14 protein-coding genes and 1 tRNA gene are annotated in these 17,925 nt (G+C 56.5%); 10 read left to right on the top strand and 5 right to left on the bottom strand.

The features are described from left to right. Window positions 1-155: 155 nt before the first annotated feature. Entirely contained in the window at window positions 156-1,721 is a 1,566-nt protein-coding gene (locus tag QWJ34_RS16730) for a sensor domain-containing diguanylate cyclase (RefSeq protein WP_302729573.1), read from the bottom strand. Between the two features lie 351 nt (window positions 1,722-2,072). On the opposite strand from QWJ34_RS16730, the gene QWJ34_RS16725 reads away from it, so the two are divergent. The 3 genes from QWJ34_RS16725 to QWJ34_RS16715 all read left to right on the top strand — a co-directional run bounded on the left by QWJ34_RS16725 (window position 2,073) and on the right by QWJ34_RS16715 (window position 3,530). Then, window positions 2,073-2,267 carry a hypothetical protein gene (locus tag QWJ34_RS16725; RefSeq protein ID WP_302729572.1) on the top strand — a complete coding sequence of 65 codons (195 nt, stop codon included), beginning with the start codon at window positions 2,073-2,075 and terminating at the stop codon, window positions 2,265-2,267. Between the two features lie 242 nt (window positions 2,268-2,509). Then, complete coding sequence (locus tag QWJ34_RS16720) at window positions 2,510-2,761, top strand: hypothetical protein (protein WP_302729571.1); 252 nt, start codon at window positions 2,510-2,512, stop codon at window positions 2,759-2,761. 175 nt (window positions 2,762-2,936) lie between these two features. Continuing rightward, the gene (locus QWJ34_RS16715; protein ID WP_302729570.1) at window positions 2,937-3,530 is read left to right on the top strand and encodes a hypothetical protein; all 594 of its coding nucleotides are present in this window, start codon (window positions 2,937-2,939) and stop codon (window positions 3,528-3,530) included. Window positions 3,531-3,677: 147 nt separating this feature from the next. Here the strand turns inward: QWJ34_RS16715 and QWJ34_RS16710 are convergent. Together QWJ34_RS16710 and QWJ34_RS16705 are read right to left on the bottom strand one after the other, a co-directional pair. Continuing rightward, a tRNA-Thr gene (locus QWJ34_RS16710) sits at window positions 3,678-3,749 on the bottom strand. 521 nt (window positions 3,750-4,270) lie between these two features. Next, window positions 4,271-4,585, bottom strand: coding sequence for an MTH1187 family thiamine-binding protein (locus QWJ34_RS16705; protein WP_302729569.1), 315 nt, complete (start codon window positions 4,583-4,585; stop codon window positions 4,271-4,273). A gap of 138 nt (window positions 4,586-4,723) precedes the next feature. On the opposite strand from QWJ34_RS16705, the gene QWJ34_RS16700 reads away from it, so the two are divergent. The 7 genes from QWJ34_RS16700 (at window position 4,724) to QWJ34_RS16670 (ending at window position 14,242) form a co-directional block, all read left to right on the top strand. Continuing rightward, the gene (locus QWJ34_RS16700; RefSeq protein WP_302729568.1) at window positions 4,724-5,392 is read left to right on the top strand and encodes a hypothetical protein; all 669 of its coding nucleotides are present in this window, start codon (window positions 4,724-4,726) and stop codon (window positions 5,390-5,392) included. Between the two features lie 481 nt (window positions 5,393-5,873). Continuing rightward, entirely contained in the window at window positions 5,874-7,907 is a 2,034-nt protein-coding gene (locus tag QWJ34_RS16695) for an anaerobic ribonucleoside triphosphate reductase (RefSeq protein WP_302729640.1), read from the top strand. A gap of 34 nt (window positions 7,908-7,941) precedes the next feature. Continuing rightward, on the top strand, window positions 7,942-8,463 hold the full coding sequence (gene nrdG / locus QWJ34_RS16690; RefSeq protein ID WP_302729567.1) for an anaerobic ribonucleoside-triphosphate reductase activating protein: 522 nt from the start codon (window positions 7,942-7,944) through the stop codon (window positions 8,461-8,463). 422 nt (window positions 8,464-8,885) lie between these two features. Beyond that, window positions 8,886-9,728, top strand: a complete 843-nt coding sequence (locus tag QWJ34_RS16685; protein WP_302729566.1) for a TerC family protein — start codon at window positions 8,886-8,888, stop codon at window positions 9,726-9,728. Between the two features lie 282 nt (window positions 9,729-10,010). After that, entirely contained in the window at window positions 10,011-10,463 is a 453-nt protein-coding gene (locus QWJ34_RS16680) for an IDEAL domain-containing protein (RefSeq protein ID WP_302729564.1), read from the top strand. A gap of 600 nt (window positions 10,464-11,063) precedes the next feature. Then, window positions 11,064-12,374 carry a serine--tRNA ligase gene (gene serS, locus QWJ34_RS16675; RefSeq protein ID WP_302729562.1) on the top strand — a complete coding sequence of 437 codons (1,311 nt, stop codon included), beginning with the start codon at window positions 11,064-11,066 and terminating at the stop codon, window positions 12,372-12,374. Between the two features lie 281 nt (window positions 12,375-12,655). After that, window positions 12,656-14,242 carry a methyl-accepting chemotaxis protein gene (locus tag QWJ34_RS16670; protein WP_302729561.1) on the top strand — a complete coding sequence of 529 codons (1,587 nt, stop codon included), beginning with the start codon at window positions 12,656-12,658 and terminating at the stop codon, window positions 14,240-14,242. A gap of 943 nt (window positions 14,243-15,185) precedes the next feature. On the opposite strand, the gene QWJ34_RS16665 is transcribed toward QWJ34_RS16670, so the two are convergent. Beyond that, window positions 15,186-16,871 (bottom strand): NAD(P)H-hydrate dehydratase, encoded by a 1,686-nt coding sequence (locus QWJ34_RS16665; RefSeq protein WP_302729559.1) that lies wholly within the window; start codon window positions 16,869-16,871, stop codon window positions 15,186-15,188. 145 nt (window positions 16,872-17,016) lie between these two features. After that, window positions 17,017-17,649 (bottom strand): NAD(P)-dependent oxidoreductase, encoded by a 633-nt coding sequence (locus tag QWJ34_RS16660; RefSeq protein ID WP_302729638.1) that lies wholly within the window; start codon window positions 17,647-17,649, stop codon window positions 17,017-17,019. Window positions 17,650-17,925 lie beyond the last annotated feature (276 nt).

Raw genomic sequence — 17,925 nt, 5'->3', positions numbered from 1 at the left:
CCGTCTTCCAAAACGCCGCAGAGAGCGTGAAGGAAGCGTTTTTTATTTTGCGCGTTTTTTCTCTGCGCACGCCAAAGAACGCCAAAAACCGCCAACCGGAAAAGAATCCGGTCCGCGGCTTTTTTTGAGTTCTGCTGCTATTTTCAACCGATCGTTCAGACCACCACGCAGTTGCGACCGCCTTTCTTCGCCCGGTACAGCGCCTGGTCGGCCAGCTCGAACAAATCTTCGCTGCGGCTGGACTGAAGCGGCGAGATGGCTGCGCCGATCGACACGGTGACGGGGATGCGCAGCTTGTTCCGGCTTGTCGCGACCGCTTCTCTCAGCCGCTCGGCCATCTCGTACGTCTCCAGCACGCTGCGTCCGGGCAGCAGCACGACGAACTCCTCGCCTCCGTACCGCCCGCACAGATCCCGCGCTTCGACCGTCGTCTCCAGCGTATGCGCCACCGCTTTCAGCACTTCGTCGCCCGCTGTATGCCCGTAGCGGTCGTTGACCGTTTTGAAGCGGTCGATGTCGACGATCAGCAGCGAAAACGGCCGGTTGTCGCCTTCCATTTTCTCCAGCGCTTCGTCCAGCGCCCGCCGGTTCATCAGGCCGGTCAGCGGATCTTTCATCGCGGAATCGATCAGGTCGCGGTTCTGCCGCTTCATCTCGCCCACGGCCAGCAGCACCGCCCGGTTGAGCAGGTCCGCTTCGCGGTTCCAGTGCCTGCGCACTGCTGGAATCGACGCGTCCTGCGGCCTCTTGGCCGCCCGGACGACCTGATCCGCCAGCAGAACGAACGGCGCGGCCAGTCGTCTCGCCAGAAACAGCGTACCGAGCGCAAGCCCCACAAACGGCAGAATGGAAGCGGCCAGCGTGCGGCGAATCTGCTCCTGCTGCTGCTCCATCAGCACGCTGATCGGCGTCTGCGAGACGACGCCCCAGCGGTTGGCCGACACGTACGTATACCCCGCCAGAAACGAAACGCCCTGCATATTCGTAATCTCGCCGCTGCCGCTTTCGTGCCGGCGCAGCCGCTGGACGACCAGATTGTCGCTGATATTGCGCCCGATCAGGGTCTTGTCCGGATGGTAAATCAGCATGCCTTCGGAATCGACGATGTAGTAGTAGGAGCCGTTGCGGTCCACGCCGTTCGAGCCGAAGATTCCGCTGATCAGGTTCGGCTCCTGCAGGCTAATCGTCCCTCCGATCATGCCCAGATAGACGCCGCCCTGGCCGTACACCGGCTCGGTCATCAGCACGGTCATCTCGCCGCCCTGCGCGATATAAGGCGACGACAAAGCCGCCGCTTTGCGCCCGGACGCTTTTTCCAGCGCGTCGGCGTCGATCAGCTTCGTATCCGAATCGGTCGTGCCGGGGAACAGCTCGACCACTTTCCCGTCCGCGTCCGCCGCAAACACCGAGCTGAAATACCCGCTGCTCCGGTAGATCAATTTCAACTTTTCCCGCAGCGCTTCGGCATCGTGCTTGGGCGTCTGCGACGCGATCTCGCCGGTGAAAGCGGACAGACTTTTGCGAATTGAAACGAACAAAGTATTCATCGTCCGGCTGACGCGCTCGGATTCGCTGCGGTTCGTCTCCAGCGTACGTTCGAACATCAGCTCGTTCGACGCGCGGTACGAGGACAACAGCGTAATCCCGAGCGTAAGCAGGAAGCTCAGCACGACAAGCATGGAGAACAGCCCGCGCAGGCTCACTCTGATTTTATTTTTCATATACGGATCTTTATTGCGAGGGATGCTTTTGTTTTTACCCGGTGTCTTCTGCTTCCGCATCGTTTCCATCACCTTTAGACCGATTGGAGCCTATTAAATCGCTTGATAGCTCCTTGTTTATTATTACGGTACTTTTTGTCGATTTTTTAGGGATTTTATCGAATAACGCAGTTTAAATGGTTCGAAACATCCTTCAGACTTCAATATGGATCGATTCGACGCGGCAGCTTGGAGAATTTGGCATACTTATTTTAAATAACATTCACAAAACACGCCGAAATCCGTTTCCTTTTCTTCTATTTGTGGTATGTATTTTTAGTTATTCTTGTTCTACAGGGGGAGAGTCTTATTTTGATCGATATTCAGCGGGCGATCAGCCTGGATGCCAGTGTCACTTTGCATGCCGTAAGCGGCGAGTTCTACGAGGGTGTGTGCACCTGCCACCCGGACGATCATTTTCTATTCGATATCCACACAGCTGAACAAGTCGTTACTCTGCCGAGATGGGCCGTGAAGCGGATCTGGGCGGAAGAATATAGTTTGTAGGCGAAGCGTTTGGTTCGGGCGGAAGCAGCCCGGGAAGGCGCTTTTTTGGCGTGTGTTTGAGGAAATTCGGTACGCGGGAGATATAATCGGGAAATATAAAGAGCGTGAGTTCCGGGAAAACGGGAGCTCGCGCTTGTTTGCGTTTCCTATATGCCGGCGTAAGGAAATGGGGGTCTCGATTTACCTGGTAAGACGCTGAACAAATTTTCTTTGGCCAAACGATCGAAATTGCCGGCGACGAGTTGACACCCGCCCAGATCACCGAAAAGATAAGCCGGATCATCGGCCGTCCGATCGCTTACGCCGAAATCCCGGCAGACGCGTTCCGCGAATATAACGAGATCCTGGCCGGCGTGTTCCAGTGGTACAGCGACGGCGGCCATAAAGCCGATCTGCCTTCGGTCCGCAGGCTTCTCCCGGGCGTGACGGATTTCGATACCTGGGCGGCGCAGCAGGGCAGGGAGAAATTCGAGGCGTTGTTTTCGGGGGATTGAGCAAGGGATTAAGATTGGCAAAAAAGCGCGAGTTCCGGTTGTCCGGAACTCGCGCTTTTGATTGTTGCGGGATGTTGATGAAGGAGATTGGAATCCCGACACTTCGTTGGAATAATCTTGTAAATAATCTAGCAAGCATTTTCTTTTACTGTTAAACTGGAGACAAAAACAGAGGGTGATGATTTTGAAAAAGTTTGCTTTGGGAATAGTGGTAGCCGTATTGGCCAGTACGTTGTTACTCCCGGGTTCGGCCGGAGCGGTAAAAGCGGATTCTTATTATGAAGATTTCACTGACGAAGGCGAAAGCTACCCACTTATTATCGATCAAGGACGAGCCTATGTGATTCGAGCTTACGATTTTAACAGAATGCTGTCCTTGGGCGAATTGATCAGCGGAACTTCTTCAGCTCACAGTCTAGCCCTTAGAGAATTTGAAATATATGGGACGAAACAGCAATTGGATATGGCAAAAAAGAAGCTTAATGATCTTACAGCTACAGCTAATACAATGAAATCCGAACTCTCTTACATGACAGACAGTAGCGTACCTGAAATATTCTCGAATTATACGAAGGCGATTAATCGATACAAAGCAGCAAATTCTTATTTATATAAATTTTATAAAACTCCGACAAAGTATAATTTCAATATGTATCTTAAGTATGAAAAAGAAGGTTTTGATCTAGCGTATACTGGCAAAGAAAAATCTTTTTCCGAGTACCAGTACTATATGGGAATGGCTCTGGATATCCTTTCCCTTAATCAATAAAAACAAGCTCCGCTGGTCGCAGCGGGGCTTTTGGTATGTGCTTTTATTCAATAGGAGTAAGAAGTTCGCACGATACTGGGTTAGAAGTTTGCCCGAAAAATGAAAAGGCGCAGGCTTCCGGAAACCGGAAACCCGCGCCACGCTTGATGCTGATGAAGGGAATTGAACCCCCGACCTACGCATTACGAGTGCGTTGCTCTACCCCTGAGCTACATCAGCATATCTTGCTGTCTTGAACAGCAACGAAACTTATTATACACTGTTCACGGGAATGCGCAATATTTTCCATGAAAAAAGTTTGAAGAAATTTGGGCAGAGCGAGGTTTGAATTCGGTATTCGTCCTGCTCCGCGCCCGGAGTTCGAAACGAAACGTCGATGCGGCGGGCAAGCGGACGCTTCGCCTTTTACCCCGGATGCAAAAATCCATTTTATTCGGCGCGATTTCCGGCCAAACGGGCGATAAGCTGCATATTTCCATTTTAATGAAAACCGTCGGAGCGATCCGGGCGATTTCCTGCGAATAAAGTGGATTTCTGCATTTTATCAAGCCTGGCGAAGTCCTATTCCGGAAATAAGATGGATTTTTGCATTCCGTTTATCGCGAGCTGCTTTATGCTTTCGCTGCAGGTTCCATCCGTTGTGCTTCGTGACATCTCGCCGCGCTCCGCGGCATCTCGCTGCACCGGGCCGCGCCGCATCCGGCCGCCTCGCCGATCCGCCGTTCCGCCCGCTTCCCGCCTCAATCCCCGCTCTCCGTCAGCCGTGTGCGCACCGACTCCAGCTTTTGTCTGGACGAAGCGGCTTTGTCGCGGCGGTCGTCGATCTTGATCGAGGTCGAAACGCGCTGCGCGCCGGATTCGAAAGTATGCTCGTGCAGGGCCTTGACGGCCTCCAGGATGCGGTCGAGCGGTCCTTCGATAATCGTGCTCATCGAGGTCAGCTCGTAGTCGATGCCCTCCAGCGTTTGCAGCTTGCGCTGCATCTCCGCTACGTAAGGACTCAGACTGGTCGAGCTTGTCCCGATCGGGATAATGGTGACTTCGGCAATCGCCATTTGGATCTCCTCCTTTCTTCTATTGTATACCCGATTTGCGCGAGGTTCGATCTTGGCAGGGCGATTGAAGCATACGGCGCAACGAAATCCCGCTGTCCTGCGTTTATGGAATATAGATTAAGACTAGAGGTGTGATCCATGAAAAAAAACATTCTGTTTGCCGCTGCGGCGCTCTGCCTGCTAACTGTCGGCTGCGAAGCCAAAACGGAAATCGCTGTTTCGACAAATACCGAAGCCGCCGTCCTACACCGCTCTTCTGCACCAACCGCTCGGCGCGCCGCCTCCCAAGATACCGAAACACAACCAGCGCAGGCCTCGGTTCCCCTCGGGATGCAGTTCGACGAGAACGGATCGCCTTATCTGAGTAAACAAGGGCTCGAAGTCTTCACCAATCCGCCCGCGGAAGAAGCGGCCAAAGCCGCCTGGGATTACTTTTCGCTAAGCGGTCAGCACAAATACGATGATGCTCTCCGGCTGCTCCAGGGCTACGACACCGACGATCCGGCTTCTCTTTATGCGAAATATACAGACGCGGGAAGCGTTTATCTCAAAGAAATAACCGGCGCCAACCTGATCCGCTGGGCGGATATTACGCAGATCGCGCCCAAAGAAACCGAAGACGAAGGCGCATACGCATATAAAGTCATCTATCTCGAAATGGACTTCACCACCCGGGGCGCACTGACCGCGGAGCAAACGGATATCCATGACGGGATCAATATCTACTCCGTCCATGTCAGACAGGAACAAGCCGGCGGCGATTGGAAGATCGGTCTGTTCGCCGGAGCACCTCCTCTGGAATCCTGAACTTCGAGTTTAGAACTCCACTGCTTGAACTTTAATCTTCAACCTCTCCTGCAGCCTGCTCCTTCTTAAAATGGACAGGCTGTTTTTTGTTCGCTCTCCCCGCGCAAACGCTTTACTCCCCGCCGCTGCGGGCTCCTTGCTTATCCCTCCTGAACCGCCCCCGAATCCCCTACTCAAATATGTGAAATTTTTGCGAGTTCGAATTTGTCCATTTTGTGTCAAGTCCTCTTTCGTCGCTTCACAGGCACAAGATATAGGTGTAGATTTAATAACCGGGAACCAAATATGGTGTGAACGGCTCGAAACACCGCATCATGTGAAAAGTTAAACTTTTAAATAAATGCCGCAAAACGCGCCGGAATCCAGTCGCCGCGCGCCTTCGCGGTCCGTACGAATCGCCGTCAGGCGGCCTTCATCCATGTACCTAATCTGCATAGCCATCTACATATCCAATCCCGAAAGGACGGAATCCATTATGAGCATGACCCTTCCACTCTCCATCAACCGCAAAGAGGACGACGCGCTGGAGGAAATCACCCGCATGGGCCGCGATATCGCGGACAGCCTCGACACCGAAACGCTGCGCGAGAACGCCAACCTGAACGGGGACAGCTTTTCCGGCAAAATGAGCAAATTCGGCAGCGAGTACGCCAAATGGTATGCGCGTCTCCACGTACTGCCGACGAAAGTGGAAGCGGCCATCCGCAGCAACACCGTCTACGTGCACGATCTGGACCACTACGCGGTCGGCACGACCAACTGCATTTTTATCCCGTTCGACAAGCTGCTCGCCGAAGGATTCAGCACGGGCAACGGCGATCTGCGCACCCCGCGGACGATTATGACGGCGATGGCGCTGACGGCGATCATTTTCCAATGCCAGCAGAACGCGCAGTACGGCGGCGTATCGGCCAACAAGATCGACCACGACCTGGCGCCTTACGTCGGCCGTTCGTTCATTAAACATTTCCGCAAAGGATTGTCGTATTTCGAAAGCTTCGCCGAAGACCGGATGGGCCTGGCCGAAGGCGCCGCTGCTTCCCACGAAGGACCGGCGGACGACGAGATCTTTATGGACAACACCATGCTGAGCGACCGCTACCCGCATGCTTACCGCTATGCCTACCAGGAAACGCGCCAGGAAACGTTCCAGGCGGCGGAAAGCCTCGTCCACAACCTGAACACCATGTCGAGCCGCGGCGGCGGACAGATTCCGTTTACGAGCATCAACTACGGCACCTGCACGTCGAGCGAAGGCCGCCTGGTGATGGAGAGCCTGATGGACGCGACGATGCGGGGACTCGGCCAGGGGCAGACGCCTATTTTCCCGATCCAGATCTTCAAATGCAAAAAAGGCGTCAACCAGAACATCGGCGATCCCAACTACGACCTGTTCCTCAAAGCGATCGAATGCTCGACCAAGCGCCTGTACCCGAACTTCGCCAACCTGGACGCGCCGATCAATATGGAGGTTTACGTGCCGGGCGACCCGGATACGGAATTCGCGACCATGGGCTGCCGCACGCGGGTCGTCGCCGACCGTTTCGGACGCAACCACCTGTCGGGCAAAGGCAATCTTTCTTTTAACACGATCAACCTGGTCAAGCTGGGTCTGGAAAACGGAACGGTGCTCGGTCAGCGCAAATGGGCGGATGAAGAAGGCTTCTACGCCATGCTGGACGAAGCGCTGGACACGGCCATGACCGGTCTGCTGCACCGCTACCGCATCCAGGCGAAGCAGCCGGCGAAAGCGTCGGACTTCATGATGCGCGAAGGCGTCTGGGAAGGCGGCGAACATCTGGCTCCGGACGACAAAGTCGAAGACCTGATCAAGCACGGCAGCCTGTCGATCGGGTTTATCGGCATCGCGGAGAGTATGAAAGCCATGTACGGCAAGCATCACGCGGAAGACGAAGACGTGTACGCCAAAGCGCTGGCCGTGGTGCGTTACATGCGTACTTACTGCGACAAGATGAGCGACAAGCACGACCTGAATATCACGCTGTTCGCGACGCCGGCGGAAGGGCTGTCGGGCAAGTTCACCAAAAACGACGCCAAAGAATACGGCAGCGTGCCCGGCGTGGTCGACCGCGAGTATTATACGAATTCGTTTCACGTACCGGTGTATTACCAACTGCCCGCGGCGCGCAAGATTTCGCTCGAAGCGCCGTTCCACGAATTGTGCAACGCCGGCGCCATCTCGTACGTCGAACTGGACGGCAATGTGCGCAGCAACCCGGAAGCGTTCCGCAAGATTGTAAACTACGCGCTGGAGCGGAATGTGAGCTATTTCAGCGTCAACCACCCGATCGACCGCTGCACGTCGTGCGGCTACGAAGGCATTATCGGCGAATCGTGCCCGTCCTGCGGGAAAAAGGAAACCGAAGTGCATATCTCCCGCCTGCGCCGCGTGACCGGCTACCTGACGGGCGATTACCAGACGCGCTTCAACGGAGCCAAGCAGGCCGAAGTGCGCGACCGGGTGAAGCACGGCTCTTCTTCGCAGCAAAAATAAGCAGGCTAGGGCGGCAAAAGGAGGCGCGTCAATCATGAACATCTGCGGTTATTATCCCGAATCGATCAACGAAGGCGAAGGGCTTCGCGCGTCGATCTTCCTCAGCGGCTGCAGGCATCGCTGCCCGGGATGTTTCAGCCCGCAAACGTGGAATTTCAATTACGGCGAAGTATTCGACGAAACCCGCCAGCGGGAGATTATTCGCGAAATGGCGGACAATCCGCTGCTGGACGGGCTGACGCTGGCCGGGGGCGATCCGTTCTTCTCGGCGGACGAAGCGGCGGCGTTTATCGATCTGGCGCGCGAGAGCATCCCCGGGCTCGACGTCTGGATGTACACCGGCTATACGTACGAGCAGCTGACGAGCGATCCCGATTCGGACGAATACCAACTGCTGCGGCGCGGCCAGGTGCTGGTCGACGGCCGGTTCGAGCAGGGGCTGCGCGACGTGTCCCTCCTGTATCGCGGCAGCTCCAATCAGCGGCTGATCCGCATTCCGGAAAGCCTGGCAAGCGGCGGGGTCGTGCTGTGGGAGCGGCAGGCCGTTCCGGTGTAGCGGAGACGCTCTGCTGCCGCTGTCCGTTGTTTCGGCAGACGGCGTCCGGTTATGTAACTTTTCGATGTGTAAGTTTGGACTATGTCAATTTATATCTATATTCATCCAGTTTAACCTTTAATTGTTGACAAGTGATACGGCATCGGGTAAGATAAGCTTAACTTTACGAAAGACCCCAACTTCATACTTGATCTTTCCTTAACCGGGTAAGAGGGAGTAGCTTTTACAGCAAAGTCGTCAGTACGGGATCGTATCCCCGGCTTTGTTGGCAACCATCGTTGTTAGCGAGACTTTTACCGCTTTGGGTTATGTTTGTTCCTTTACGGGCATACATATCCGAAGCGGTAAAAGTCTCTTTTGTTTTATTGGGGTCTTTCGTAGGCGAAAGGGATCGCAATCCCACATAAAAAGGAGAGAAGCTTATGGAAATGTCGTTGCTGCTGGAATACGGATGGGTACTGCTCGTACTTATCGCCCTGGAGGGCCTGCTGGCCGCGGATAACGCGCTGGTGCTGGCGATCATGGTCAAGCCCCTCCCGGAAGAACAGCGCAAGAAAGCTCTGTTCTACGGTCTTGTCGGAGCATTCGTGCTGCGGTTCGGTTCCCTGTTCATTATCTCGTTCCTCGTCGACGTCTGGTGGATTCAGGCGATCGGAGCGGCGTACCTGCTGTTCATCTCGTTGAATCATATCATTAAAGCGATTCGCAATCGCAAGTCGGAAACGGAAGAAGCCGAAGAGTCTGCGGAAGGCAAAGGCGTCGGCAAGAAAAAAGTCAGCTTCTGGGGCGTCGTATTCAAAGTCGAGCTGGCGGACCTGGCGTTCGCGGTCGACTCCATCCTGGCGGCGGTCGCTCTGGCGGTCGCGCTCCCTCCGACCAATCTGGGCTCGATCGGCGGTCTGGACGCGGGACAATTCGCAGTCATTTTCGCCGGCGGTTTTATCGGTCTCGTCATTATGCGTTTCGCGGCGAACCTGTTCGTCGGCCTGCTGCATTCCCGTCCGGGTCTTGAAACGGCCGCTTTCGTCATCGTCGGCTGGGTAGGCGTTAAGCTCGGCATGCACACGCTGGGTCACGAAGCGATCGGCCTCGTGCCGCACGACTTTGTCGAAGGCACCGTTTGGAAAGCGACCTTCTATATCGTACTCGTCTCCATTGCGCTGATCGGCTGGTTCACTTCGAAGAAGGTTGAAGTGAAAGCGCAGGAAGAACCGATCCGCGAAGTGCAGGAACAGGCGGAGAAACTGCCGAAGCTCGATAAGTAAGACCCTATCCCTGGTTTTTCTAAGTACCGTTGGTCCTCTGGGACCATCGGTACTTTTTTGCGTTCGGGACAGCTCGCCCCCATCGGAAGATCTTCCTATTAATCTTTTAAAAGTAGATTTTGCGAAATCTTTTTAACAAAAGCTATAAACTTTCGTTTCGGAGCGCCGATAAATAAGTCAACGAAGCAAAACAACAACAAAAATCGACAAAGCAGCCGCAGAATCGACAAAATCGTCAACAATCACAAAAACGACAAAATACCCAGAGAGAGGTGCAGTCATATGATCACACTGAACACGCAAAGAATTACGGAAGTCCTTCGCAAACAAATCGCCAACTTCTTCGAAGCCGAGCCGGTTCTGCTCGAACTGACCCAGGATATCTACAACGGCCACGACGCCGCCGACGAACGCATGCTGCATTTCTCCAATCCGCACTACTGGGTCAAAGTGATGGACTGCGCGTTCGAAAGCTACGTCAGACCGGTTATCCTTTGCGAAGTGATCTACTTCCTGAAGAAAGAATACATGGACGCCGAAGTCGAAGTAAACGTCGACATCGATCTGTCCCCGGATGCGCAGGAACGCATCTCGATTACCGCCAGCATCAGCTTCAACGACCAGGTCGAACTGGAGCGCAGCGAACTGAACAACCTGATCGATCTCGCGCTGCAGCTCAAGGACAAAGCATGGTTCGAAGAACTTTCGTGCCGCTATAACGCAATCAGCGCTTAACTAGTACTTTATCGAGCTTTGCAACCGGTTTTCCGCGGCTTTCCGGCCGCTTCGGCTCCCCCGGCCGACGCCTGCCGGAACCCGCTTCCCAATACCTTTTTCCCCTCCTAATCTCGACCCGGATTCCCCCGAATCCGGGTCCTTTTTTGTGTTTTCCTTTGTGGAAGTCCGGTTGCAATCGACAAAAACCCGCTTTTTCGCAGGTTGGTCACAGACTAAAAACGACATCATTCGACTAGTTTCTTCTATTATATAGATACGCATGCCGGAACGATCCGATCCGCCGTTCGGGGTTGACCTCGCCCGGCCCGCGCGCTATACTGAAAACCATAATTTCAATACACCCAGTATGCCGATGACGAGAATCCAACTCCGAGGCGTTTTCGTCAAGGGCCGGCGCCGCTTCGCTTCGAAGCCTGCGCCCGCCGCCTAAGTCAACCGGGGTTCGCCCGTTATCGCGATAATCCAGAGCGGATCGTTTCCTTATCGGAAGCGGTCAAATTGGGTGGCACCGCGAGCGTATGATTGAACGCCCCTCGTCCCAAACGAGAGGGCGTTTTTTGTGTTTTTCTATCAATCATTCGAGGAGCGTGCATGCACATGATGGACATTCGGGACATTCGGGAACGGGAAGCGGAGTTTCAAACGGCGGCGGACGGCAAAGGGATCGCGATCTCGATCCGCGAACTGCTGGAAACGGACGACCGCAGGCGGAGCCTGGCGGCGGAAGCCGAAGCGCTGCGCGAGCGGCGCAACCGGCTCAGCCGGGAGATCGGCGGCATGGCCGGCGGCGACCGCAGCGATATGCAGCGGCTGAAGCAGGAAGTCCGGACGGAGAAAGCCAAGCTGGAACATATCGAAAACGAACTGCAAACGGTGCTGCATCGTTACCGTTATTTGATGGACCGGGTGCCGAATTTGGTGTCGCCGGATACTCCCGCCGGCGCTTCGGACGCCGACAATGTGACACTGAGCATGGTCGGTATTCCGACACAATTCGACTTTACGCCGCGCGACCATGTCGAATTGGGCGAGCTGCATCGTTTGTTCGATCTGGAGCGCGGCGTCAAGGTGGCCGGAACGCGAAGCTATTTTCTCAAAGGCGACGGACTGCGTTTGCACCGCGCCGTGCAGCAGCTTGCGCTCGACCTGCTCGAAGACCGGGGCTTCACCGCGATGGACGTGCCGCTGATGGTTCGAACCAAAGCAATGCGCGATACGGGCTTTTTCCCGACCGGCCAGGATCAGGCATACCGGATCGAAGGCGAAGACGCCTGGCTGGTCGGGACGTCGGAAGTTCCGCTGATCGCCTACTATTCGGACGAGATCCTCGATCCGGCCGAACCGATCCGCGCCGCCGGCGTCTCGACCTGCTTCCGCAGCGAGGTGGGTTCGGCCGGCCGCGACGTGCGCGGACTGTACCGGGTGCATCAATTCGCCAAAGTCGAGCAGATCGTCATCTGTCGAGGCGAGGCGGAAGAATCGGAAGCTTTATTGCAGGAAATTACCCGGAACGCCGAAAATCTGCTGGACCTGCTGGAGCTTCCTTATCGCAAAGTCGCCGTTTGTATCGGGGACATGTCGCAGAAGAATTACAAACAGTACGATCTCGAAACCTGGATGCCGGGCCGGGACGCGTACGGCGAAACGCATTCGTCGTCGAACGTCGGCGACTTCCAGGCGCGCCGAGCCGGACTGCGCTACCGCGGCGAAGACGGCAAGCTCCGTTACTGCCATACGCTGAACAATACCGCCGCCGCCACTCCGCGCCTGCTTATTCCGCTGATCGAGAATCACCAGCGCGCGGACGGTTCGATCTACCTCCCTCCCGCGCTGCGTCCTTATATGGGCGGACGGGAAATGCTCGAAGTTCCCGCCGGCCGGGCAGGGCTTTTTCACGCCGATATTTAAAAAAAGCCCCTTTAGAAGCTTGAAAATCGGGTTTTGCCCGGTTGCTTGTTCACACAATTTTCTTGTATGGCCGTTTGCTCTCTTAAGAGGCGCAGGCGGCCTTTTTCTACTTTTTCACAATTGAACATTCCGGATGGATTTGAAAGCGAAAAAACTATATTTTTTTACAATTCTGAGATTTGGGGCTTAAAAAACACGAATGGGCTGACGAAAATACTTATATCAACGCAGCAGAAAAAACCAGGGCGGCAAGCTCAAATAAATAAAACGGAGTGATCAGGATGCGGTGGTTCAGAAATCGGAAAATCTTTACAAAGCTTATGGTAGTCGTGGTCGTGATGACTCTGGCAACGGCAGGCGTCGGATTATACGGCCTCGTCAACATCAACATGATGAAAGAAAATCTCAATCAGCTTTACAGCGACAACATGATTCCGATTCGCCAGCTCGCCGCTACGGAAACAGGGCTGCTCAAACTTCGCGTTACTTCCCGCGATATCGCGATTGCCGACACACAGGCCGCGAAGAAAGAAATCGCCGATACGATCGCGCCGCTCAGCGAGCAGGTCACGGCAAGCATGAACGATTACCGCAAAAGCCCGCTGAACGCGGAGGAAAATAAACTGTTGGCCGATTTCGACAAATACTGGGCCGACTATCAGGATCTCTACAGCAAAGCCGTAGAAATCGCGGAAACGTCGACCAATGCCGCTTTCCAGAAATACGTGACCGAAGAAGTCGGCCCGACCAGCAAACTGCTGTACGAATCGATCGAAAAGCTCGGCGTAATCAACGATCAGCAGGCTGCCGCAACCGATGCGGACGCGCAGGCCGATGTCGGCCAGGCTTTCAACTGGACTCTTGCCATTCTCGCGCTCTCCATCGTTCTCGGCATCGTCTTCGTTCTTCTCGTCACTTCCATGATCAGCAAACCGGTTAAAAAGATCGGCAATGTGCTCAAAAATATCGCCAACGGCGATCTGCGTGAAAAGTCCGATTACAAAGCGAAAGACGAAGTCGGCGAACTGTCCCTGTCCGTCAACAAAATGGTCGACACGCTGTCCGAACTGATCGGCGGCATCCAGGATTCCGCCCAAAATGTAGCCGCTTCCTCGCAGCAAATCTCGGCCAGCACCCAGCAAATCGCAGGCGGAACGTCGATGCAGCTTCAATCCGCCCGCTCGATCAACGAACTGTTCAAAGATATGGCGATCGCGATCGAAGACGTGGCAAAAGGCGCCGAAGACGCGGCCGAACTGTCCAACGCCACGGTTGAAATGGCCCAGGTGGGCGGCGAAACGATCCAGCTCGCTCTCGACAGCATGGAAGACGTGACGTCCCAGGTCGGCAAACTTGAAGAACATTCCGCCAAGATCGGCGACATTATCAACGTGATCGACGATATCTCCGCCCAAACCAACCTGCTCGCGCTCAACGCCGCCATCGAAGCGGCCCGCGCCGGAGAATCCGGTCTCGGCTTCGCCGTAGTCGCGGACGAAGTACGTAAACTTGCGGAACGCAGCGGAGCGGCAACGAAAGAAATCACGACGATTATCCGCTCGATGCAGCTCAATATCGAACACAGCGTATCGGCTGTCGGCAACAACCTGAAGCACGCCGGGGAATCCGGCCGCGCCTTCAACGATATTATCGAACGCGTCGGCAACACGTCCCTCAAGGTCAACGGCATCGCCGCGGCCAGCGAACAGCAGGCCGCGCAAACGGCCGAAGTGATGCACACGCTCAGCGGCATCGCGTCCGCCAGCGAAGAATCGGCCGCAGCCAGCGAACAAACGGCTTCTTCGTCCCAATCGCTCGCCCAACTCGCGGATCAGCTCCACCTGTCGGTGGCTACGTTCCGGGTATAAAAGTGGCAACCGGCTCTCCATCTCTTTGGGATGGAGAGTTTTGGTTTTTCATTTGACATTTGGTGTGAAAAAGTGGGGCGGCTCCGGGGGAGTTCGTTTCGGTCGCGTGTTGAAATCGGGAAGACTGATTAGATTTAGGTGGTATCTTCCCAATTTCAAAGGCGAACGCTATCGCTCCTACACGAACTCCCCCTCCGCCTTAGCATTTTCGCCGATGTTCTTGAAAAGCCAAAACCGGCTCTCCATCCCTACGAGATGGAGAGCCGGTTTTTTGGGTGGAGGGTATAGGACAGCTTCGATACTGGGTATCGAAGCGGAGTGCGGTCAGACCCGGGCAAGACAAGGGCAGATCCTAGCAAGATAAGGGCAGATCTGCGGGAATGGGCGGCTGTCTGGGTTCCGGCGGGCTTCATTCGGGGAACTTTTCGGGGCTTTACTGAATCGAGGCTTCGGCGGATCGTAGATCGTGGATCTAGCGGGTTCGGCGCCTGAGCCTCCAAGTGAGTTGTCTCGATGAGAGGTATGGCTTTGCACGGCTGTAAAAGAAAAACGATTCGAAGAAAGCTTACTATTCGGGTTCAATGTTGTGGAGGTGCATCATTTTTTCGAAAGAAGGATTATATCTTGCGAAATGTTGCAGGTGCGCATCATTTTCCAACGATTTCGGCCTTTAGGGTGGGAAAACGGCGGAAATGATGTACCTGCGCAACATTGAGAGCTGTAAAGGCTCGTTTTCGTAAAAAACGATGCACATACGCAGCATTTTTTCCACCCGGGTTCTGTTTCTATTCAGGATTCTATTTGGGAAAAGATGCGCAAGAAAAAAGGGACTGTCCCCCGCCTGATTTACGGCTTTGGGGACAGTCCTTCAAATTTGGGTCTGCTTTTGGCACGGCTCTTTGAAAATCTTCTCTGGTTCATCGCCTGTTTATTTCCCGCCGAATTACAGCTCTTCGATCAGGTCGCCGGCCAGGATGGAGGCGGGGTTCGAGCGGCGTTCGGCGGCTTGTTCGCCGGCTCTGCCGTGCAGGTATGCGCCGAAGGAAGACGCCTGCACGGGAGACAGTCCCTGGGCGATCAGGCCGGAGATCACGCCGGTCAGGACGTCGCCGGTACCTCCGGTGGACATGCCGGGATGGCCGGTGGTGTTGACGAAGATCCGGCCGTCCGGGGCGGCGATGACGGTGCGGGCGCCTTTGAGCACCAGGGTAACGCCGTATTTCATGGCGTAGTTTCGGGCCGCGCCGATGCGGTCACGCTGGACTTCGCGCGTGGGAACGCCGAGCAGGCGGCCCATCTCGCCGGGATGCGGCGTCAGCAAGACATTCTCGCGCCGTCCCCAATCCGTCAGCTTCTCGCCGGCTTCGGACAGGATATTCAGCCCGTCCGCGTCGATCACAAGCGGCAGTTCGGACTGCGTCCATATTTGGCGCAGCCAGTCCAGGTCGCCGTCGAAGCGGCCGAGGCCCGAACCGACGGCGAGCACGTCCATCTTCTCCGTCAGCTTCAGGACCCTGCCCGCCGAATCGCGGTTCCATTCGCCGCCTGCGTCGTCCGACGCTTCGGCGACCATCAGCTCGGGCACATGGCCGACTACGCTCGGCAGCAGCGCTTTGGGCAGCGCCCAGGTCACGAGTCCGCTGCCGATGCGCAGCGCGGCGCGCGAGCACATAAATCCGGCGCCGGTCATCAGCCGGCTGCCGCCCACGACGAGCACGTGACCGTATGTGCCTTTGTTGCTGTCTTCTTCGCGCTTCCGCGAAGTGTCGATCTCAAGCGTTTCGCGCAGCGAACGCTCCGTAATCAAGTGCGCGTAAGGCGGATCTTCGATCCGGTTCGCGGCAAGCTTCGGGATGCCGACGGCGCGTACCCTCACTTCGCCCGCCGCCGCCGCGCCCGGATGCTGGGTCAGTCCCGCCTTGAGAAAAGCGATGCACACCGTCCGGGTCGCCGCGATGCAGGCTTCCGCGACCTGCCCGGTATCGGCGTTCAGGCCGCTCGGCACGTCGGCCGCCACGATCGGCAGCCCGCTGCCGTTGGCCGCCCGGATCAGGCCGGCATACGGCTCGCGCGGTTCGCCGCTCGCCCCGACGCCCAGCAGGGCGTCGACCAGGCCCGTATAGCCGCCGAAATCCGCGGCCGCCGGATCTTCCGGCGCATCCAGCACCGGGATGCCGGACTTCCCGGCCGCTTGGAACTGCGCGGCCGCTTCCTCCGAGAAGCGGTCCGCGCTTTCCGCGCAGAGGATCGTAACCTGCACGCCCGCGTCCTGGAGATAGCGGGCGGCGGCCAGACCGTCGCCTCCGTTGTTGCCTTTGCCGGCAAGCACCAGCCAGTGCTCTTCGTCCGCCCCTTCCAGGCGGGGCAGCGTATCGTCTTCCAGGATCGGCGAGTCCGAAGTCACGCCGCGCTTGGGCGATCCGTCGGGCCGGATGCCCGCCTCCTGTCCGGCGAGACGCCCGCGCCGGGCGCGCGAAGCCGGATCTCCCGTCCGGCTCCGGCACAGGTCCAACACTTCTTCGGCGACGGCGCGGCCGGCGACTTCCATCAAAGACAGCGAAGGAACGCCCAGTTCCTCGATGGTATACCGGTCGATTTGTTTCATCTGCTGCGACGTTACGATTTGCATAAAGGCTTTCGGCTCCTTTCTTATTGAAAAGGATGAAGATAGACCGGGCGGAGAGCTATTGCTCCGGCTCCACCTACGAACTTGTCGGCCGGGCCGCGGCATTCCCGGCAGCCGGAACGGCCGGAACGTGTATAAGCCGTTCGAATCAATACGCGACGGTAAAGCGCGAGCGGATAAAGTTGGGATCGTCCAGCTCGTCGATCAGCGCGGCGGCGAAGTCTTCGGCGCTGATCCGGCTGTGGCCTTCGTCGTCGGTCACGAGCAGCATCGTGCCGATACGGAAATTGCCGGTGCGGCGGCCCGGTTCGATCCAGGCGGCCGGACTGGCGTAAGTCCAGTCCAGATCGCTCCGCGCATAAATCTCGTAAGCTTCGGCATGCGCCAGCGCCAGCGGGCGAAGCTCTTCCGGGTAGTCCGGGGTATCCATCAGCCGGACGCCCGGCGACGCGAACAGCGTGCCCGCTCCGCCGGCCACGATCAGGCGCTCTACGCCCGCGGCACGCGTGCCTTCCACGATCATGCGCGCGGCTTCCGCAAGCATCCGGCCTTCGCCGGCTTCCAGGCCGAACGCGCTGACGACCGCATCGCAGCCGGCCGCGGCGCGCGCGACTTCTCCCGGCTCCAGCAGATCGCCTTTCAGCGCGGTCAGCTCGTCGTGCTGCGCGCCGATCAGCGAAGGGTCGCGCAGCAGCGCTTTTACCTCGCATTTGCGGTTCAACGCTTCTTCTACGATGCGGCGGCCGATTGTCCCGCCGGCACCGAGTACCAAAATCTTCATCATTATAATTTCCTTCCTTTCGTTCGGCCGCCCGGGCGGCCGGATTGAGCTGCTCCGGCTGTGACGGCGAAGTCTCTGGCAGCGAAGCTTCGCCCGGCCGCGCCGGACTGTGCGGCTTCGTCCGCGGCCTTTTCTTTCTTCTTTTACCCGTTTTGCGCGCGGACGCTGTTTTCGCCGCGCGCCTTCACCGAGTCGAATTGTACGCGAGCAGCCTTTGCTTGTCTACGTTCGCTTCGCTTTGGCGCTTGAACCGGCCTCTCGCTTGTGTAATAGTGG

Origin of the sequence: Saccharibacillus sp. CPCC 101409 (assembly GCF_030518235.1) — a bacterium.
In the GTDB taxonomy this organism is placed as follows: Bacteria; Bacillota; Bacilli; order Paenibacillales; family Paenibacillaceae; genus Saccharibacillus.
The sequence above is the reverse complement of the archived record's forward strand: the minus strand, read 5'-3'. Positions and strand labels throughout refer to the sequence as shown.